18 protein-coding genes are annotated in these 20,567 nt (G+C 57.3%); 5 read left to right on the forward strand and 13 right to left on the reverse strand.

Going from position 1 to position 20,567, the window contains the following annotated elements; genetic code table 11:
* The first annotated feature begins 82 nt into the window (after nucleotides 1-82).
* Nucleotides 83-1,531 (forward strand): anaerobic nitric oxide reductase flavorubredoxin, encoded by a 1,449-nt coding sequence (gene norV / locus DBY68_RS10320; RefSeq protein ID WP_108476410.1) that lies wholly within the window; start codon nucleotides 83-85, stop codon nucleotides 1,529-1,531.
* A complete protein-coding gene (gene norW, locus DBY68_RS10325; protein WP_108476409.1) occupies nucleotides 1,528-2,661 on the forward strand; it encodes an NADH:flavorubredoxin reductase NorW in 1,134 nt (377 codons plus the stop codon). The genes norV and norW overlap by 4 nt, the downstream gene beginning before the upstream one ends.
* A 205-nt stretch (nucleotides 2,662-2,866) precedes the next feature.
* Here the strand turns inward: norW and hypF are convergent, their stop codons facing one another.
* The 4 genes from hypF to DBY68_RS10345 form a co-directional block, all read right to left on the reverse strand.
* The gene (hypF, locus tag DBY68_RS10330; RefSeq protein WP_108476408.1) at nucleotides 2,867-5,083 is read right to left on the reverse strand and encodes a carbamoyltransferase HypF; all 2,217 of its coding nucleotides are present in this window, start codon (nucleotides 5,081-5,083) and stop codon (nucleotides 2,867-2,869) included.
* A gap of 3 nt (nucleotides 5,084-5,086) precedes the next feature.
* On the reverse strand, nucleotides 5,087-7,237 hold the full coding sequence (fdhF, locus tag DBY68_RS10335) for a formate dehydrogenase subunit alpha (RefSeq protein ID WP_108476407.1): 2,151 nt from the start codon (nucleotides 7,235-7,237) through the stop codon (nucleotides 5,087-5,089).
* Between the two features lie 36 nt (nucleotides 7,238-7,273).
* Nucleotides 7,274-7,819: an electron transport protein HydN gene (hydN, locus tag DBY68_RS10340; RefSeq protein ID WP_015963289.1), complete on the reverse strand. Its 546-nt coding sequence runs from the start codon at nucleotides 7,817-7,819 to the stop codon at nucleotides 7,274-7,276.
* 144 nt (nucleotides 7,820-7,963) lie between these two features.
* Entirely contained in the window at nucleotides 7,964-8,977 is a 1,014-nt protein-coding gene (locus DBY68_RS10345; RefSeq protein ID WP_108476406.1) for a LacI family DNA-binding transcriptional regulator, read from the reverse strand.
* 223 nt (nucleotides 8,978-9,200) lie between these two features.
* Between DBY68_RS10345 and ascF the strand changes: the two genes are divergently transcribed.
* Both ascF and DBY68_RS10355 read left to right on the forward strand, forming a co-directional pair.
* Nucleotides 9,201-10,640 carry a PTS cellobiose/arbutin/salicin transporter subunit IIBC gene (ascF, locus tag DBY68_RS10350; RefSeq protein ID WP_108476405.1) on the forward strand — a complete coding sequence of 480 codons (1,440 nt, stop codon included), beginning with the start codon at nucleotides 9,201-9,203 and terminating at the stop codon, nucleotides 10,638-10,640.
* A 27-nt stretch (nucleotides 10,641-10,667) separates the two neighbouring features.
* Nucleotides 10,668-12,092, forward strand: a complete 1,425-nt coding sequence (locus DBY68_RS10355; RefSeq protein ID WP_108476404.1) for a 6-phospho-beta-glucosidase — start codon at nucleotides 10,668-10,670, stop codon at nucleotides 12,090-12,092.
* Nucleotides 12,093-12,179: 87 nt separating this feature from the next.
* On the opposite strand, the gene hycI is transcribed toward DBY68_RS10355, so the two are convergent.
* The 9 genes from hycI to hycA form a co-directional block, all read right to left on the reverse strand.
* Entirely contained in the window at nucleotides 12,180-12,647 is a 468-nt protein-coding gene (gene hycI / locus DBY68_RS10360) for a hydrogenase maturation peptidase HycI (RefSeq protein WP_108476403.1), read from the reverse strand.
* A complete protein-coding gene (locus DBY68_RS10365; RefSeq protein ID WP_108476402.1) occupies nucleotides 12,640-13,050 on the reverse strand; it encodes a formate hydrogenlyase maturation HycH family protein in 411 nt (136 codons plus the stop codon). Before DBY68_RS10365 ends, hycI begins: the two co-directional genes overlap by 8 nt.
* A complete protein-coding gene (locus DBY68_RS10370) occupies nucleotides 13,047-13,814 on the reverse strand; it encodes an NADH-quinone oxidoreductase subunit B family protein (RefSeq protein ID WP_108476401.1) in 768 nt (255 codons plus the stop codon). Before DBY68_RS10370 ends, DBY68_RS10365 begins: the two co-directional genes overlap by 4 nt.
* Nucleotides 13,814-14,356, reverse strand: a complete 543-nt coding sequence (locus tag DBY68_RS10375; protein ID WP_015963280.1) for a formate hydrogenlyase complex iron-sulfur subunit — start codon at nucleotides 14,354-14,356, stop codon at nucleotides 13,814-13,816. The genes DBY68_RS10370 and DBY68_RS10375 overlap by 1 nt, the downstream gene beginning before the upstream one ends.
* Nucleotides 14,357-14,365: 9 nt before the next feature.
* Nucleotides 14,366-16,075: a formate hydrogenlyase subunit HycE gene (hycE, locus tag DBY68_RS10380; RefSeq protein ID WP_108476400.1), complete on the reverse strand. Its 1,710-nt coding sequence runs from the start codon at nucleotides 16,073-16,075 to the stop codon at nucleotides 14,366-14,368.
* 16 nt (nucleotides 16,076-16,091) lie between these two features.
* A complete protein-coding gene (locus tag DBY68_RS10385; RefSeq protein ID WP_108476399.1) occupies nucleotides 16,092-17,015 on the reverse strand; it encodes a respiratory chain complex I subunit 1 family protein in 924 nt (307 codons plus the stop codon).
* Nucleotides 17,016-17,017: 2 nt separating this feature from the next.
* Complete coding sequence (gene hycC / locus DBY68_RS10390; RefSeq protein ID WP_108476398.1) at nucleotides 17,018-18,844, reverse strand: formate hydrogenlyase subunit 3; 1,827 nt, start codon at nucleotides 18,842-18,844, stop codon at nucleotides 17,018-17,020.
* Nucleotides 18,841-19,452, reverse strand: coding sequence for a 4Fe-4S dicluster domain-containing protein (locus DBY68_RS10395; protein ID WP_108476397.1), 612 nt, complete (start codon nucleotides 19,450-19,452; stop codon nucleotides 18,841-18,843). Before DBY68_RS10395 ends, hycC begins: the two co-directional genes overlap by 4 nt.
* An 83-nt stretch (nucleotides 19,453-19,535) precedes the next feature.
* Nucleotides 19,536-20,003 (reverse strand): formate hydrogenlyase regulator HycA, encoded by a 468-nt coding sequence (hycA, locus tag DBY68_RS10400; protein ID WP_108476396.1) that lies wholly within the window; start codon nucleotides 20,001-20,003, stop codon nucleotides 19,536-19,538.
* 213 nt (nucleotides 20,004-20,216) lie between these two features.
* Between hycA and hypA the strand changes: the two genes are divergently transcribed.
* Nucleotides 20,217-20,567, forward strand: coding sequence for a hydrogenase maturation nickel metallochaperone HypA (gene hypA / locus DBY68_RS10405; protein WP_108476395.1), 351 nt, complete (start codon nucleotides 20,217-20,219; stop codon nucleotides 20,565-20,567).

Here is a 20,567-nt window from a genome sequence, read left to right on the forward strand (position 1 = left end):
AAACAACAACTTAAAAAGTTGGCACACAACCTGCAATAAGCAATACATCTTTTTAAAAACATTGCATTTGATTGAGGTTGCTATGTCTATTCTGGTTAAAAATAACATTCATTGGGTTGGCCAACGTGACTGGGAAGTGCGTGATTTTCACGGTACCGAATATAAAACGCTGCGCGGCAGCAGCTATAACAGCTATCTGATCCGTGAAGGTAAAAATGTCCTGATCGACACTGTTGACCATAAATTCAGCCGCGAATTCGTGCAGAACCTGCGCAGCGAAATCGACCTGAACGACATCGACTACATCATCATCAACCACGCGGAAGAAGACCACGCCGGTGCGCTGACGGAGCTGATGTCTTACATCCCGAACACCCCGATTTACTGCACCACCAACGCCATTGATTCCATCAACGGCCACCACCACCACCCGGAATGGAATTTCCATACGGTGAAAACCGGCGACAGCCTGGATATCGGCAACGGCAAACAATTGATCTTCGTTGAAACTCCGATGCTGCACTGGCCGGACAGTATGATGACTTACATGACTGGCGATGCGGTATTGTTCAGTAACGACGCCTTTGGTCAGCACTACTGCGACGAACGTCTGTTCAACGACGAAGTGGATCAGACCGAACTGTTCGAACAGTGCCAGCGCTACTACGCCAATATCCTGACGCCGTTCAGCCGTCTGGTGACGCCAAAAATTACCGAGATCCTCGGCTTCAACCTGCCGGTCGATATGATTGCCACCTCCCACGGTGTGGTATGGCGTGACAACCCGACGCAAATCGTTGAGCTGTATCTGAAATGGGCGGCCGATTATCAGGAAGACCGCATCACGATTTTCTACGACACCATGTCGAACAACACCCGTATGATGGCGGACGCAATTGCTCAGGGCATCAATGAAGTTGACCCACGCGTGGCGGTGAAAATCTTCAACGTCGCCCGCAGCGATAAAAACGAAATCCTGACCAACGTTTTCCGTTCTAAGGGCGTGCTGGTCGGGACATCAACCATGAACAACGTGATGATGCCGAAAATCGCCGGTCTGGTCGAAGAGATGACCGGTCTGCGTTTCCGTAACAAACGTGCCAGCGCATTCGGTTCACATGGCTGGAGCGGCGGCGCGGTTGACCGTCTCTCTACCCGCTTGCAGGATGCCGGTTTTGAAATGTCGCTGAGCCTGAAAGCCAAATGGCGTCCTGACTTCGACGCACTGGAAGTGTGTCGCGAACACGGTCGTGAAATCGCCCGCCAGTGGGCGCTTGCGCCGCTGCCAGAGGTGAGCGCGAAAGTGACAACCGCGCAGGAAGAATGTGCCTGTGCAGCCGCCGCTGCCGCCGACCTCGGCCCAAGTATGCAGTGCAGCGTCTGCCAGTGGATTTACGATCCGGCAAAAGGCGAGCCGAACCAGGATGTCCAGCCGGGCACGCCCTGGAGCGAGGTACCGGACAACTTCCTGTGCCCGGAATGCTCACTGGGTAAAGACGTCTTCGACGTACTGGCAACGGAGGCAAAATGAATAATGGCATCGTGCTCATCGGCTCGGGCTTTGCGGCCCGCCAGTTGGTGAAAAACATTCGCAAACAGGATGCCACCGTGCCGCTGACTTTGATCGCCGCCGACAGCATTGATGAATACAACAAGCCGGATCTCAGCCACGTTGTCAGCCGGGGGCAAACCGCCGCCGACCTGACGTTGCAAACTGCGGGCGAGTTTGCCGAGCAGTACAACCTGAATCTGTTTCCGCAAACCTGGGTGAGCGACATTGATGCACAGGCCAAAGTGGTGAAAAGTCAGGACAGAGAGTGGCGCTACGACAAACTGGTGCTGGCGACAGGCGCATCGACCATCGTACCGCCGGTTCCCGGAAAAGAGCTGATGCTGACCCTCAACAGCCAGCAGGAATTCGGGGCCGCGCAGAGTACCCTGCGTGATGCGCAGCGCGTACTGATTATCGGCGGCGGGCTGATTGGCACCGAACTGGCGATGGACTTCAGTCGCGCAGGCAAAGCGGTGACGGTAGTGGATAACTCCGCCTGCATTCTGGCGTCACTGATGCCGCCGGAAGTGAGCAGCCGCCTGCAACATCGCCTGACCGACATGGGCGTACATTTGCTGCTGAAAACCCAGTTACAATCGCTGGCGCAAACTTCCACCGGGATTGTGGCGCAGTTTGACCGCAATCGTCAGGTTGAAGTGGATGCGGTCGTCGCCGCAACGGGTTTGCGCCCGGAAACCGCGCTGGCGCGACACGCGGGTGTAGAGATCAATCGCGGCGTGAAGGTCAACAGCGCGATGCAAACCAGTAACCCGGATATCTACGCACTGGGCGACTGCGCGGAGATCAACGGCGCCGTGCTGCCCTTCCTGCAACCAATTCTGCTAAGTGCGATGTGTCTGGCGAAGAATCTGCTCGGCCAGAGCGGTGAACTGAAATTGCCGCACATGCTGGTGAAAGTAAAAACGCCGGATCTGCCGCTGCATCTGGCGGGGGAAACGCGCCGTCAGGATCTGAACTGGACTATCGCCACCAGCGCGCAGGGTATGCTTGCCCAGGGCTATGATGAAAGCCAGCAGCTTCGCGCCTTTGTGGTGAGTGAAGAGAGAATGAAGGAGGCGTTTAGCCTGTTGAAATTATTGCCGAACTGATTTGCTACGCCATTGCTGAACTTAACCTTGCTCGCGAAGTTTGCAGAGCCCTTCTTAACCTCAGATACACGGACGTATCGCGTCTGATTTTTGCCCCGGTCGCCGGGGCTTTTTTTTGGCTCCGTGCGCACATTATTGTCGGATGGCGGCTACGCCTTACCCGACCTACCTTTTGCACCATCAGACACCCCCATACCATCCGGCATCACGCGCACCTGGCCGCTGCAACCACCGCCTGCCCGAACGCAATAGCTCCATCACCTGCGGGCAAACTGTGTGGAAAAAGCAGTGTGAAATCAGCCAGATGGTGTTGCAACCGCGCACGCAGCAGCGCGTTATGCAGCACACCGCCACCAAATGCCAGCGTGGTTATCCCGCGCATCTGCGCTTCACGGCGCATCACACCGCCCAGCCCCTGCGCCAGCGCATCGTGAAACGCCCACGCTTTTTCCGCCGGGCTGGCCCGCCACGCCAGCCACTGCGGCCAGAATTCTGCCAGGTCAAACCGTGCACTTTGCAGCGGATGTTCAACGCCAGCACACGTCGCCGCCAGCGCTTCCAGACGACAGGCCGCCTCACCTTCATAACTCAACGTCAGCGGCGCACAGCCCAGCGCACAGGCCACTGCATCAAACAATCGCCCGCACGATGACGCGCGCGGCGCATTAATACCGCGTTCAATCGCCCGCGCCAGCAGCGGCCAGTTTTGCTCGCGCACAGAGGCGGTTTCCGGATAACGTTCCCACTCCGGCACAAACGCCAGGCAGTGCGCCAGCAGGTTACGCCACGGCTGACGTGCCGCCAGGTCGCCCCCCGGCAACGCTACCGCAGGCAGGCCGCCAAGATGTTCACACTCGCGGTAGTTCACACGTAGACATTCACCGCCCCACAACGCGCCCTCTTCCCCCATGCCAATGCCGTCCAGCGCCAGTCCAATCACATCACCACCGTCCAGCGGCCAGTTGTGTTCCGCCAGGCACGCGGCGATATGCGCATGGTGATGGAGCACCGTTTGATGGGGTAAATCGCGGGCCGCAGCCCACTGAGAGGAGTGATAGCCGGGATGCGCATCCGCCACCACTGCCTGCGGGGTAAAATCGTAGATAGCCTGCATCAAACGCAACGACTGCTGCCATTGCGCTTCGACACCTTCATCAGTGAGGTCGCCAAAATGCTGGCTTAATACCGCCTGCTCGCCGCGCACCAGGCAGAAGGTATTTTTCATATCCGCACCCAGACAAAGCATTGGCGGAATATCATGAAAACCTGGCGGCAGTGGAATCGCATCCGGCACATAGCCGCGCGACCGGCGCAGCATTTCACCGCTTTGCCGCACCACCGAGTCATCCATCCGCTGCACAATATCGCGATTATGCAGTAAAAATCCGTCGGCGATATCCGCGAGATCCGCCAGCGCCAGCGCATTGGTCAGCGCCGGTGGTTTACCGCTGAGATTACCGGAGGTCATCACCAGCGGGCGATTCAACGCCTGCATCAGCAAATGCTGAACAGGGTTAGCCGGGAGCATGACGCCAACTTCCGCCAGCCCCGGCGCAATATCATCGCACAGGCCGCTGACGCAGCTTTTCTCCACCAGCACAATCGGTGCTGCGGGCGTGCGCAGTAATCGGCTGGCGTCATCAGGTAAATGGGAGGTGTCGGGGATCATCACCGCCAGCGGTTTCGCCGGGCGATGTTTCCGGGTGCGCAGTGTCGCCACCGCGCGGGCATTACCCGCATCACAGGCCAGATGAAAACCACCCAGCCCCTTGATCGCCACAATGCCACCCGACGTGAGAAGCGCGATCGCCGCCTGCAGCGCCGCCTCGTGATGCAGCGGTTCGCCCCCGGCATACCATGACAGCCACGGGCCGCACTCGGCGCAGGCCACGGGCTGGGCGTGAAAACGACGATCGTAAGGATTGCGGTACTCCGCCTCGCAGGCGGAACACAGTGGAAACGCCGCCATCACCGTCAGCGGACGGTCGTACGGCATGGCGTTGATAATGGTGAAACGTGGGCCACAGTGGGTACAGTTAATAAAGGGATAACGATAACGACGCTCCTGCGGATCATTCATCTCCGCAAGACACGCCGGGCAGGTGGCCGCATCCGGGACAATCTGCGTGCTCATCGCCCCCGCGCCGCTCTCGCGGATCACAAAGTCGTCAGGCACGTGTTGCCACACATACGGCTGCACCTGCGTTTCATCAATGCGCGCCAGCGGCGGGCAGTGTTGATGAAGCGCGGCAAGGAAATCCGCTTCTTCGCCCAGCAAACGAACGAGCACCCCCGCACCGTCGTTGCAGACATCACCAAAGCGTGCCTGCTGCTGAGCCAGTTGCCAGACAAAGGGGCGGAAGCCCACCCCCTGTACTTTACCGCGGATGCGGATTTCGACGCCGTTATGCGTTATCGTCATTCATTACCCTGCTACCGCCTCGCGCAGGCGGGATTTCATCGACTGGTAGCTTTCCAGCGCGTAGTTTTCCGCCCAGTTCTGATCCTCAATCGCACTGATATTCACCGCACAATACTTGGTTTCCGGCGTTTTGGAGATAGGATCGAGGTTGTCCTGGGTCAGTTCGTTACAGGCACCAATCCACCACTGGTAGGTCATATAGACGCTGCCGTGATTAATACGCTCGTTGACGTTGGCACGCGTAATGACTTTACCGCGGCGCGACGCCACCCACACCAGTTGCTTATCTTTGATCCCCAGTTTCTGCGCATCCTGCGGGTTAATCTGCACAAAGCCTGGCTCATCGGCCAACGATTGCAGCGCCGCGCAGTTACCGGTCATCGAACGGCAGGAGTAGTGCCCCACTTCGCGAACGGTGCACAGCACCAGCGGATAGTTGTCATCCGGGCGTTCGGCGGGCGCACGCCACGGTGCAGCAAACAGATGACCTTTGCCATCCGGGGTATCGAACTGATTGCCTGCGTACAGATACGGCGTGCCTGGATGATCGAGCGTCGGGCACGGCCACTGAACGTGCCCCATGTCGCCCATTTTATCGTAAGTCACGCCAAAGAAGAGCGGGCAAAGCTCACGCATTTCGTCCCAGATTTGCTGGTTATTGTCGTAATGCATCGGATAGCCCATTTTCTGGGCAATCAGGCTGATAATTTCCCAGTCACGTTTGACGTTATATTTTGGCTCAATGGCTTTTTCGAAACGCTGGAAGCCGCGGTCAGCGCAGGTGAAGACGCCGCCGTGTTCACCCCAGGAGGTGGCGGGCAGCAGCACATCAGCCTGCTCGGCGGTTTTGGTCATAAAGATGTCCTGCACCACCACGAAATCAAGCGCTTCAAACCCTTTGCGCACCAGGCCTAAATCGGCTTCGGTTTGCAGCGGATCTTCGCCCATGATGTAGTAGGCTTTCACCTTCCCTTCCAGCGCCAGATGCGGCACTTCGGTAATGCGCACGCCCACTTTGTCGTCCATCAGGCTGGCGTCAATGCCCCAGGCTTTGGCGAATTTCGCCCGCACCTCGGCATCCACCACGTCCTGATAACCAGGGAACTGGTTGGGGATCACGCCCATATCGCACGCGCCCTGCACGTTATTCTGACCGCGCACCGGGCCGACGCCGACATGTTCACGACCCAGGTTGCCGGTGAGTAACGCAAGCGTCGCCAGCCCTTTAACCACATCCACGGCCTGACCAAACTGGGTGACGCCCATGCCCCACATAATGGTGGCGCTGGGTGCCGCCGCGTAGGTACGCATCGCCTGACGAATCTGTTGTGCCGTCACGCCGGTCAGCGCTTCCACCGCTTCCGGCGCGTAATCTTTCACGATATCACGCAGCTCGTCGATACCGGTGGTGTAGCGCGCAACGTATTCTTTGTCGTAGAGATTTTCTTCCAGCAGCACATGGGAAAACGCATTCACCAGCGCCATGTTGCAGCCGTTATTGATTTGCAGATGTTGATCGGCGATACGCGCGGTTTCAATGCGACGCGGGTCGCAGACGATAATTTTCGCGCCTTTCTCTTTTGCTTTAATCACGCGACGCGCCACGATAGGGTGCGAATCGGCGCAGTTGTAGCCAAAGACCAGCAGACAGCTTGAGTTTTCAATGTCTTCGATGGAGTTACTCATCGCGCCGTTGCCGAGCGCTTCCTGCAAGCCAGCGACGGAAGGGCCGTGGCAGACACGTGCGCAGCAATCGACGTTATTGGTATTGAGCACGCCGCGCGCAAATTTTTGCATCACATAGTTGGTTTCATTCCCGGTACCGCGCGATGACCCGGTGGTCATAATGGCGCGCGGGCCGTATTTCGCTTTGATCTCGCCTAAGCGTTTTGCCGTATAGCTGATGGCTTCATCCCAGCTTACTGGCGTCAGTTTGCCGCCTTTTTCATAGCGGATCATCGGCTGCGTCAGGCGCGGCGTCAGCAGTTTGGTGTCGTTCAGGAAATCCCAGCCGTAATAGCCTTTCAGGCACAGTTCATGCTGGTTAGTTTTTCCATCGGCCGCTTCCGCGCGGATGATTTTATTGTTATCGACAACCAGCTTCAGTTTGCAGCCAGCACCACAATACGGACAAACACTTGTAATTTTTTTCATCAGTAACAGACCTGTTAAAAGTGAAACGGAGGATCATTAAAACGACAGGGAAATCGACGTATCGAGCGCAGCGCGGCGACGTTTCTCGGCGCTGATTTGCTCAAGCTTGTCGCGGTCAACGCAGAAAATAGCGTGGGTCGGGCAGGCTTCCATACAGGCCGGGCCTTGCTCGCGGTGGAAGCAAAGGTCACACTTGTTGGCTTCCGCTTTTTCGGCACGCACGTTGAGGCCCGCGCCGCTGTTGCGTACAACCGGGCGCACCACCACTTCCATCGCACCATACGGGCAGGCCACGACGCAGGTTTTGCAGCCGATGCAGCGTTCCTGCATCACATGCACAAAACCTTTTTCGCGGCGAATTGCCCCGTTCGGGCAGACGTTCGCGCATGGCGCGTCTTCGCACTGGCGGCACGCGGTCGCGGTCGAGACATTGACGCCTTTAATGACATGAATACGCGGCAGGAAAGATTCCGGCGTCAGCGCGGCGCAATCCTGTTCGGCCTGGTGGCTGACCACGCACGCCACTTCGCATGTCCGGCAGCCTATACATTTACTCGCATCTGCAATGATGAAACGGTTCATCAAATTCTCCAGCAATGACAATGAATGAGCCGGAGAATGCATTATTCGCGCCAACTTTTATTTTACTGTTTATTAAGGATTTTTTATTTGAAGCCAGGTGTCTAACCCTGTCATCGTCACGAGTGACGATGACAGGTGACGAGATTAACCCTGCGGGCCTGCGCCCAGAGAGTCGCGCGCGATAAGCTCGCCGAGGAAGGAAGGTTGAGGTTTGAACTCGCCGCCGTCGAGCATGAAAATCAGGCGATGGATAATCTCCTGAATCATCTCTGTCACCGGGATTTTAACGCTGGAGAGCGAAGGCATCATGTAAGGCGCGAGCGCGATATCATCAAAACCGACGACGGAAACCTGCTCCGGCACGCGTAAACCGCGCGACTGAAGCTGTTTCATCGCCCCGATGGCCATGTCATCGTTGCTGGCAACCAGCGCGCTAAAGTTAACGCCGCGCTCAAGCAGCCTATCGACACCCGCCGAACCGGTCGCTGGCGTCCATTTCCCTTCGACAATCAGCGCATCACGCAGTGGAATATGGTGTTCAGCCAGAGCAGCTTTGTAGCCTGACAAGCGTTCAATGCCGGTTGGCGAATCAAGCGACCCGGTGATAAACGCGATATCGCGATGCCCCTGTTGAATCAGCTTTTCCACCGCATTCTGGCTGGTACGCGCCTGGTCGCAGTAAACGCAGTGGCTGAGGTTACGACGCAGGCGACGGTTGAGCACCAGCACCGGTTGTTCATGCTGCTGAATAAGTTCGTCGATTTCGTCAACGCTGAGAAAACGCGGGTAGATAATGATGCCGTCGCAGCGCATATCAAGCAGATACTGAATCGCCGCCCGCTCCTCTTCCGCGCTGTGTTTACCATCAGCGAGGATCAACTGGCGGCCCTGATTTTCCGTCATCCGCGCAGCGTGAAACAGCAGCTCGCTGAAATAGACGCCGTGATACAGGGTATTGGTGACCACCAGCCCCAGCGTTTGCGTGCGTTTGGTCGCCAGATTACGCGCCAGCAGATTAGGCCGATAGCCGCACTCTTCAATCGCCTGCCAGACCCGGTCTTTGGTTTCCTGCCCTACATAGCCGTTGCCGGTCAGCACGCGTGAGACCGTCGCTTTCGACACGCCAGCCAGCTTTGCCACCTCCAGCATCGTCGCCATTTCGCTTCCCTCGTCAAAAATGATGGGCAGCAGTGTACTTCAGCCACCGCCCTTTTTCAGCTTTTGCCGTTCATGGCGATCTCAATCACAAATTTAAAAAATGAATTTTTACTCTCTTGCCAGTGATAATGAAACTCTTCATGATTTTGTGGAACCGGTTTCCTATGCAACGTTTCATCGCCTGGCGATGAGTCCCCTACAGATAAAAACAGGATAGATTCCGATGTCCAAAAACTATGCGGCACTGGCGAAGTCCATCGTCGATTTACTGGGCGGCGTCAATAACATCAGCGCGGTGACCCACTGCATGACGCGTTTGCGCTTTGTACTGAAAGACGACGCATTGGTCGATAGTCCCGCGCTGAAAAGCCTGAGCGGCGTACTCGGCGTGGTGCGCAGCGATAACCAGTGCCAGGTGATCATCGGCAACACCGTTTCTCAGGCATATCGGGAAGTCGTGAGTTTGCTGCCGGAGAACATGCAACCCGCCGAACCCGCGGGAAAACCGAAGGTCACCCTCAAGCGCATCGGCGCGGGGATCCTCGACGCGCTGATCGGCACTATGTCGCCACTGATCCCGGCGATTATTGGCGGATCGATGGTCAAGCTGCTGGCGATGATCCTCGAAATGTCCGGCGTGCTGACCAAAGGTACGCCGACGTTGACTATCCTGACGGTGATCGGCGACGGCGCGTTCTTCTTCCTGCCGCTGATGGTCGCCGCCTCTGCCGCCGTGAAATTCAAAACCAACATGTCGCTGGCCATCGCCATTGCAGGCGTGCTGGTGCACCCAAGCTTTATCGAACTGATGGCGAAAGCCGCGCAGGGCGAGCACGTAGAATTCGCCTTCGTGCCGGTCACGGCGGTGAAATATACCTATACGGTTATTCCGGCGCTGGTGATGACCTGGTGCCTGTCGTACATCGAGCGCTGGGTGGATCGCATCACCCCGGCGGTAACGAAAAACTTCCTCAAACCGATGCTGATTGTGCTGATTGCCGCCCCGCTGGCGATCCTGCTTATCGGCCCGATTGGTATCTGGATCGGCAGCGGCATTTCTGCGCTGGTTTACACCATTCACGGTTATCTGGGCTGGCTGTCGGTCGCCATTATGGGTGCGCTCTGGCCGCTGCTGGTGATGACCGGGATGCACCGCGTCTTTACGCCCACCATTATTCAAACCATCGCTGAAACGGGTAAAGAGGGCATGGTGATGCCGTCGGAAATCGGCGCGAACCTGTCGCTGGGCGGCTCATCGCTGGCGGTGGCGTGGAAAACCAAAAATCCGGAGCTGCGCCAGACGGCACTGGCTGCGGCGGCGTCTGCCATTCTGGCGGGCATCTCTGAACCGGCGCTGTACGGCGTGGCGGTCAGGCTGAAGCGTCCGTTAATTGCCAGCCTGATCAGCGGCTTTATCTGCGGTGCCGTTGCAGGCATTGCCGGGCTTGCCAGCCACTCAATGGCGGCTCCTGGCCTGTTCACCAGCGTGCAGTTCTTTGACCCCGCGAATCCGATGACCATTGTGTGGGTCTTTGGCGTGATGGCGCTGGCAGTGGTGCTCTCCTTTATTCTGACCCTGCTCCTCGGCTTTGAAGATATCCCGGTCGAAGAGGCCGCCGCCGATGCCCGCACGCGTCAGTCCGCAGCACCAGCATCCGTCTGAATCACATAACATTTAACGAGGAAACGCATGTCGACATTTCCGCAAGGATTTTTATGGGGCGGCGCACTGGCCGCCAACCAGTGTGAAGGGGCCTATCTTGAAGGCGGTAAAGGCCTGACGACGGTGGATATGATCCCGCATGGCGCGAATCGCCTGCCGGTCAAACTGGGCCTGGAAAAACGCTTTACTCTGCGTGACGATGAGTTTTACCCCAGCCATCAGGCGACCGATTTTTATCATCGCTACAAAGAAGATATCGCCCTGATGGCGGAAATGGGCTTTACCGTGTTTCGCACCTCCATTGCCTGGGCGCGTCTTTACCCCAACGGCGATGAGCTAACACCCAACGCGGAAGGCATTGCGTTTTATCGCGCGGTATTTAAAGAGTGCAAAAAGTACGGCATCGAACCGCTGGTTACCTTGTGCCACTTCGATGTGCCGATGCATCTGGTGACAGAGTACGGCTCGTGGCGCAACCGCAAAATGGTCGAGTTCTTCACTCGCTACGCGCGCACCTGCTTTGAAGCGTTTGACGGGCTGGTAAAATACTGGCTCACCTTCAATGAAATCAACATTATGCTGCACAGCCCCTTCTCCGGTGCCGGGCTGGTGTTTGAAGAAGGTGAAAATCAGGATCAGGTGAAGTATCAGGCGGCACACCATGAGCTTATCGCCAGCGCGCTGGCAACCAAAATCGCCCATGAGGTTAACCCGCAAAACCAGGTGGGCTGCATGCTGGCGGGCGGCAATTTTTACCCCTACTCCTGCAAGCCAGAAGATGTGTGGATGGCGCTGGAAAAAGACCGCGAAAACCTGTTCTTTATTGATGTACAGGCGCGTGGCGCGTATCCCTCCTACTCTGCCCGCGTGTTCCGCGAAAAAGGCGTGGTAATTGAGAAAGCCGAGGGCGATGACGCGATCCTGAAAAATACCGTCGATTTCGTGTCGTTCAGCTACTACGCCTCTCGCTGCGCGTCTGCCGACATGAACGCCAATAACACCAACGCGGCGAACATTGTGAAATCGCTGAAAAACCCGTACATCCAGGCCAGCGAATGGGGCTGGGGTATCGACCCGCTGGGGCTGCGCATCACCATGAACATGATGTACGACCGCTACCAGAAGCCGCTGTTCCTGGTGGAAAACGGGCTGGGCGCGAAAGATGAAGTGAACGCGCAGGGTGAGATTAACGACGACTATCGCATCAGCTATCTGCGCGAACATATCCGCGCGATGGGCGAGGCAATTGGCGACGGCATTCCGGTTATTGGCTATACCAGTTGGGGCTGTATCGACCTGGTGGCGGCCTCAACGGGCGAGATGAGCAAACGGTACGGTTTTGTCTATGTCGACCGCGACGACGCAGGCAACGGCACGCTGGCCCGCACGCGCAAAAAATCATTCTGGTGGTATAAGAAGGTGATTGCGAGTAACGGGGAAGATTTGGGGTAACCCCTCACCCCGGCCCTCTCCCACAGGGAGAGGGAGTATCGTTCCCCTCTCCCTGTGGGAGAGGGTTAGGGTGAGGGGAGAAACTGGCTAGGCTTCAGCCTCTAACTGCGCAAATCCGCCGTTGCCTTCCCAGCCCTCCAGCCGCTGATAAACCATTTCTACCGCGTCTTTTATCGCCTGAGTCATTGGGTAATAGAAACCAACAATATCCGGTTGAATGCCGAGGAAAATCACCTCGCCAACATCCTCTTTGAGCTGATCGACCAGGTAGTTCAGAGGCATATTGTGGGTGGTCATCATAAACATCTCGGCGATGTCGTCCGGGTCTATAATGCGAATTTCTCCAGGGTTGAGCCCCATGTCGGTGGCATCGACAATCAGCAGACGTTCCGGGTGCAGTTCGCGAATGGCGAAGACGTCGTTTTCCGGCGCACTGCCGCCGTCAATCACCACCCAGTTGCCTTTCGGCGCTGCGGCGCACATTTCGGCGAGCAGCGGGCCTGCGCCATCGTCGCCCATCATGCTGTTGCCTACGCAAAGTAATACGTCAGTCACGAAGCCTCCGGACCATCAAATAAATCGCACTTTCCTGATAAATCGCGTGCAGCATACCGAGCATCGCTTCGCTCCATTCCTTCTGCTGCGCCGTTTGCACCGCGCGCGCTTTATCAAACGCGTTCGCGAGCATAGAGACGTGATTACTGTCGATAACGATTTCACCGTACTTCGGCACACCTTCCATTTTGCGCCGCGCGACGCTGCCCTCTTCAAGGGTAGCAATCCATGCCAGGTATTGATCCCACGGGCAGGTCAGCGCGGCTTCGAGGCAGTCGATCACCCCGAGGTGGTGGCCAATCGCCAGGCTGTAATAGACAACCTGCTGCGCCTCAGACGGCGTTGCATCGTTCTCATCAATAAATTTACGGCTCAGTTGACTGAACACCACCGTTTCGCTCATCGGATACGCGCCTCTTCCACAACATGATTAAGCTGGCCGACAATTTCGGTCAGGCGTGGGTCGCTTTCGGCTTCCAGCCAGCGTTGTACCTGGTGATCGCCCTGCCCCAGCAGACGCATATAATCGTCTGCAATCTGGCGGCCATAGCGATAGCCTGCCAGACGGCGCGCGGCACGATCGATTCGTACGCGCAGCGGCTGGTTCATATCCGCGTGCAGCAGTTCCGCCGGTTGTGCATCCAGTTCACCCGGTGCGCGGGCGTGGATTTTTTGCTCAAGCAGACCGAGCGCCATCGCGAAGCCATACAGCGTGGCAGCAGGCGTCGGCGGGCAGCCAGGGATGTAAACATCCACGGGCACGATTTTGTCGGTGCCGCCCCAGACGCAGTACAGGTCGTGGAAGATACCGCCGCTGTTGCCGCAGGCACCGTAAGAGATACAGATTTTCGGGTCCGGCGCCGATTGCCAGGCGCGCAGTGCCGGGGAACGCATAGCGCGGGTGACTGCGCCAGTAAACAGCAGGATGTCCGCATGACGCGGTGACGGCACAACTTTAATGCCGAAGCGTTCTGCGTCGAACAGCGGTGAAAGCGTAGCGAAAATCTCGATTTCGCAGCCGTTACAGCCACCGCAGTCGACGCGGTAAACATACGCGGAACGTTTGATGTTTTTCAGTAACGCCGTTTTCATACTGGCGATGGACTCTTCCACCGTCATCGGCACCGGCATGCCGTTATCATCACGTGGGCCTAATAAAGCACTCATCAGCTGGCCTCTTTCATATGGCGAGTCAGTTCAATACGGTCGGACGGCACCAGACATTTCTGGCGTTTGCATTCCGGGCAGGTTTCGAAGCTTTCGCGATGTTTCTCCGCGCGGCTGTCGCCGTTGTGCTTGAGGATAGCAATGGCGTAGTCGATCTCTTTTTGCACCGCGAACGGACGCTGGCAAACGCGGCAGTTACAGATGTCGAAGCGGGACTGCTGTAAGAAGTCCTCTTTTTTCCATACCGCTAGTTCGTACTCCTGCGACAGTTTAATCGCCGCCGTTGGGCACACTTCTTCACAGCGTCCACAGAAAATGCAGCGTCCCAGGTTGAATTGCCACGCCAGTTGGTTGGTGGCTAAATCCGTTTCCACGGTCAGCGCGTTAGATGGGCACGCGTTCACGCAGGCCGCACAGCCTACGCACTGCTGCGGATTATGTTCCGGTTTGCCACGGAAGTTTTTATCAACCGGCAGCGGCTCCAGCGGATACGACGAGGTGGTCGTACCGGTTTTGATCACTTTTTTGATAAAGGTAAACATGGCGATTCCTTATTTCAGCGGCGAGTTTTTACGCTCGATGCTGTAGCGCTCAAGTTCTTTGTACGGCACCACTTTGCTTTTCTTCTTACGTACATCAACCACGGTCATGCGGTCAGTGCAGGAATAGCAAGGGTCGAGGCTACCGATGATCAGCGGCGCATCGGAAACGGTGTTACCGCGCAGCATGTAGCGCAGGGTCGGCCAGTTCGCGTAGGTCGCGGCACGGCAGCGCCAGCGGTAGAGTTTCTGGTTGTCACCGGTCATGCTCCAGTGGATATCATCGCCGCGCGGCGCTTCGGCAAAGCCAAGGGCGAAGCGGTGTGGAATGTAGGTAAAACCTTCCACCGCCAGCGCGCCACCCGGCAGGTTATCCAGACCGTAGTCAATCATGTTCAGTGCGGTGAAGACTTCGTTGATACGCACTTTCAGGCGCGAAATCACGTCACAACCCTGCTCACTGTGCACTTCCATTGGCAGCAGGCCGTAACCGACAAACGGGTGATCGGCGCGGGTGTCGCGGGCGTGTCCGCTGGCACGAACCATCGGGCCAACGTTACTAAAGTCGCGGGCGATCTCCGGGTCAAGACGACCAATGCCCACGGTGCGCTGTTCCATGTTCGGTGTGCTGAGGAGCATATCCACAAGCTCCTGCACGTCGCGACGCATCTGCTGCGCGAGCTGACGGGTCTGGATCATGTCATCTTTCAGCAGATCGCGACGAATACCGCCAATCAGGTTCAGGCCGTAGGTTTTGCGCGCGCCGGTGAGGATTTCCGCCATTTTCATGGAGGTTTCACGCACGCGGAAGAACTGCATAAAGCCGGAGTCAAACCCGGTGAAGTGGCAGGCCAGGCCGAGGTTCAGCAGGTGCGAGTGCAGGCGTTCCACTTCCAGCAGAATGGCGCGGATCATCTGCGCACGTTCCGGCACCACGATGCCCATCGCATTCTCAACGGAGGTGGTGTACGCCGTGCTGTGAGCAAAGCCGCAGATACCGCATACACGATCCGACAGGAAGGTGACTTCGTTGTAGCCCATACGTGTTTCCGCCAGTTTCTCCATGCCACGGTGGACATAGAAAAGGCGGTAGTCGGCGTCAATAATGTTTTCGCCGTCAACGAACAGGCGGAAATGGCCCGGTTCATCGGAGGTCACATGCAGCGGGCCAATCGGCACCACGTTATTTTTCTTGCTGCCCAGTTCGTTGATGAACTCGTAGGTTTCCGCATCCGTGGTCGGGGCCGGGCGCTGACGGTAATCCATGCTGTCTTTACGCAACGGATAGAGTTCATCCGGCCAGTCATCGGGCAGGACCAGGCGGCGTTCATCCGGCAGGCCAACCGGAATCAACCCGTACATGTCGCGCACTTCACGCTCGCCCCACACGGCGGCAGGCACGCGCGGCGTCACGGACGGATATTCCAGCGTGTTGGGGTCGACTTCGACGCGCACGGTGACCCAGCACTTAGTGCCCTGCTCCATCGACAGCACGTAGTAAACCGCATAGTGACCGTTCAGCTTACGTTCATCGTTGCCGAACAGCACCGACAGCCAGCCGCCCTGTTTGTAGTAAAGAAACTCTACCACTTCCGGCAGGTAGTTCACCTTCACCGTAACAGTGAGCTGATCTTTCGTCTGCCAGGCTTCATCCAGCACCACGCCGGGGAAAGCCTGATGCAGTGCAGCGAGATAGTGTTGACCGATTTTTTCTTCAGACATGCTCAAACTCTCTTAATCACGCCGCCAGCAAGGAGACGAAAGCTAAAAACGCAAAACCAAAACCCGCCCAGGTAACGCGAGACGTGGCACAAAAACGCAGACGCGCCATGCTGTTTTCGAACAGGGCGATAACCAGTACGCCGACCACCAGTTTGACGACCGCCGCCACCAGTGCCAGCACAAGGCCGCCAACGCTGAAGCTGGTCATCTGGCCCCATGGGATAAAGACGCCAACAAACATTTGCAGCACCACCAGTTGTTTCAGGCTGATGCCCCACTTCAGCACCGCAAATCCGCTACCGCTGTACTCGGTCAACGGCCCTTCCTGCAACTCCTGCTCTGCTTCAGCCAGGTCGAACGGCAATTTGCCCATTTCGATAAAGGTGGCAAATGCGCAGGCGCACAGGGCCAGCAGCAGCGGCAGGGTGTGAGAAACAGGCCAGTGATAAACGGTGTTCGCGATATTGCTGATGTGCGTAGACCCTGCCACCAGCGCGGCAACCCACAGGCCAAGCAGCAGAATCGGCTCCACCAGCACGCCGAGCATCGCTTCACGGCTTGCGCCGATAGCGGTGAACGGACTACCGGTATCCAGCCCAGCGATGGCAAAGAAGAAACGGGCAATGGCGAACAGATAAATCAGGGTGATGAGATCGCCCAGAGACGGCATCAGCGAGCCCACCGTTACCACTGGCAACGCGGTGGCAATGGTCAGCATCACGCCCACCATCACAAACGGCGTCAGGCGGAAGACCCAACCGGACGCATCCGGCCCGACGCTCTGGCGGCCCAGCAGTTTGATAATGTCGCGATACTCCTGCAACACCCCCGGCCCACGGCGGTTATGCATACGCGCGCGGGCCACGCGGGCAATGCCGGACAGCAGCGGCGCAGCGGCAAACAGCACCAGCGCCTGCAGTAATGCAAAGAAAACGGTCATTCTCAGGCTCCTCGCGAAATCACAATCACCACCAGCACGGCAAGCTCAATAAAGGCCACACCGCGCAGCAGCGCAGGCGCACTGGCGCTCTGCCAGCCAGGCACCAGACGCACCGGGTTCAGCCAGTCGCGCAGTTTCAGCACCACGGCAAACGCTTCTTTCACCGGCATAGCAAAACCGTGCGCGGTCACTACCATCGATTGTTCATGGTCATAGCCACACACCCACGCCGCGCCGCGTGAACGGTTCGGCAGGCGGTCGCCTTTGAAGATAAGCATGATGATGAAGGGCAGCAGCGGGCAGGCAATCAGCAGCAAGGTGATCATCGGCTGAGACACCACGGTGCTCGCGGTCTGCAACGGCAGCGGCACGGCAGAGGTCAGCAGCGGCAGCAACCACGGTGCCGCAACGCCACCCACGACACACAGCAGCGCCATCGCAGCGGTGCTCACGCCCATCAGCAGCGGCGCGCAGCAGGCGTTTTCCGCCTCTTTCGTACGCGGTGCGCCAAGGAAGGTGACACCATAGACTTTCGCCATACACATCACCGCCAGCGCGCCGGTAATGGCGAGGCCCACCGCCAGCAGCGGCCCTAACAGACGAGCAATAAACAGGTCGCTGGTGCTCAGTTTGAAGAAGGATTGATAGATAACCCATTCGCCCGCGAAGCCGTTCAGCGGCGGCAGCGCAGCCATCGCCATCAGGCCAACCAGCATGGCAATGGAGATAACCGGCATTTTTTTGCCGATACCGCCCAGTTTTTCGATATCGCGATGCCCGGTGCGATACCACACCGCGCCTGCGCCGAGAAACAGCGTGGTTTTAAACAGGCTGTGGTTCACCAGGTGATAGAGACCACCGGTTAAGCCCAGCGCCACCAGCACCGGCTGTTGCAGCGCAATACCGGTGACGCCAGCGCCAAGGCCGAGCAGAATGATGCCGATATTTTCCAGCGTGTGGTACGCCAGCAGACGCTGAATATTGTGTTCTATCAGCGCATAAAGGCCGCCAACAAATGCGGTGATCATTCCCAGCACCAGCAGGGCAATACCCCACCACAGCGGTTGATTCACGCCAATCAACGAGACGGTCAGAATGCCGAGTAAACCGACTTTCATCACCACGGCGGAGAACAGCGCCGCAGCCGGTGCGCTGGCATTGGCATGTGCCTGCGGCACCCAACCGTGCAGCGGAATAATCCCTGCCAGCAGGCCGAAGCCCAGTACGCTGAGTACCCAGATATCCGAGCTCAGCGGCAGAAGTTGAGTCCGTTCATTCAGTACCGAGAATTCCAGCGAGCCGTAACGCTGCCACAGCAGCCAGCAGGCGACCGCCAGCAGAATCGTGCCCAGACGCCCCAGTGCAAACCACAGTTTGCCGGAGGTGGCGCAACCGGTCAGGAACGCGCCACACAGGGCCATGATTTCCGCCATGACAACCATCGACCCCAGGTTATCTGCCACCGTCGCACACACCGCCGCGGCCATAAGAATGTTCATCAGCCAGCCGTTGGCTTTCGCCTGCGGATGACGGTGCCAGGTAATATTAAACAGGCTGATAAACAGACCACACAGGCCAAAAGCAATCAGCCAGATGGAATTCAGCGGCGTTGCCAGCACGCGATGACCGACCAGCGGGAGCACCCCGGCAATCGGCTGCGCGTGCGTTAACACGCTAAACCCCGCCAGCGCTGTGCAGGCACTGCCGACCGCGCCACCAATACCGGCAACCCAGCCACTCAGCGGTTTATTGAACGACAACAGAAAAGCGAACACCGCCGCCGCGGCAAACCAGGCGACCGCACTATCAATTAACGACATCACGCTCATTTCGCCTCTCCTTCCTGCATGCTCTGCAACAGCGACAGATCGCCTAAGTCGGTATTAAAGGTCAGTTCGCGTTTGCGTTTGCTGACGCGAGCAATATCCATGTTATTGACCAGATGCAGCGCTTTGGTCGGGCAGGTGCGTACGCAGGCCGGGCCTTCTTCGTCGAAGTTACACAAATCGCATTTCACGGCGATGGCACGTACGCCTGGCACCCAGTCGAGCAGCGTGCTCACGCGTGCAGGCGCAGGCGGTGCAGGCAGTGCTTTCGGGGTATTGGCATTGGCCGGAATATCCAGCGGGCGGCTGCCGGAGAATTCAATGGCGCCAAACGGGCAAGCGATGCCGCACAGTTTGCAGCTTACACACAGGCTCTCGTTGAGCTGCACCGCACCGTCGACGCGGTTGATGGCGTTCACCGGGCAAACGGTGGCGCACGGCGCGTCCTCACAGTGGTGGCACATCTGCGGGGCAGATTCTTTTTCATTGCGCATCACGCGCAGACGCGGCATGGACTGCAATCCATGCTGGCGATGCGTCTCGGAACAGGCGGCTTCGCAGGTGCGGCAGCCAATACAGACGCTTGAGTCAGCAATTACAAAACGGTTCACCAGGTCTTCCTCAGGTGACAGTCATTTTTGACGAAATCATGCAGAGCAGGTGTCATTTCGACACCTGTCGACACACCGGTACTTCAGGCTACTTTGGCCGTATTCGCGCTTTGCGCCAGCGGGTTGAACGTCACCGGGCTGTCGCTTTCCAGCGCGGCATACAGGGCGTCATAAACCGGGGCGATTTTTTCCAGATAGTGTTCCAGCACCTGCTCGCGGTCGCGGCATTTGATGCCGTTATCCACGGTGCCGTCGGTGTTTAACTCCGCGCGGGCAATACATTTTTTGTCTTGTCCATCACGCGTTTCGACGGTGTATTCGATGGTGTGGCTGTTGAAGCCGCCGACCAGGCTCACAGAAAGCACGAAGTGTTCGAACAGCACGAAGCTGAGGTCCTTATCCGGCGCGCAATTCACCGCATGATGCAGGCGCGCTTTGGAAAGCGTGATCCCCTGAACCAGCGAGTTGCAGTAAATACGCCACTGTTCCTGTTGGCGATGGTGTCGATCGGCGATGAAGTCAGCTTTTTCGCTAATTTCCCAAATTGTCATGTCAGGTTACCCGGTTGATAGAGACTCACCCTGATAAGCACGTTCCATGCCAATTTTTAATTCATTGATAGATAAGGGATTTTAATATCCATATATTAAATAGTGACATGTCATTTCGTCAGTTTGACACTGTCATCGACAGTACAAATGCATCAGTTCTCATCTCTGGCATCGTTATTGCATTAACCGGGTCAATGAAATGTCGGAGGCGTTATGCACGAAATTACGCTCTGCCAGCGGGCGCTGGAAATCGTCGAACAGCAGGCCACCCAGCACGGCGCAAAACGCGTAACCGGGGTCTGGCTCAAAGTTGGCGCATTTTCCTGCGTCGAAACCAGCGCAATGACCTTTTGTTTTGATCTGGTATGCCGCGGCACGTTAGCTGAAGGATGTAAATTACACGTCGAAGAACAAGAGGCGGAGTGCTGGTGCGAAAAGTGCCAGCAATATGTTCAGTTACTCTCCGTTCACGTGCGCCGCTGCCCGCAATGCCAAAGTAACGACCTGCACATTGTGGCGGATGACGGTTTACAGATTCAGCGAATTGAAATAGACCAGGAGTAA

Origin of the sequence: Pseudocitrobacter sp. RIT415 (assembly GCF_003057695.2) — a bacterium.
GTDB lineage: Bacteria > Pseudomonadota > Gammaproteobacteria > Enterobacterales > Enterobacteriaceae > Pseudocitrobacter > Pseudocitrobacter faecalis.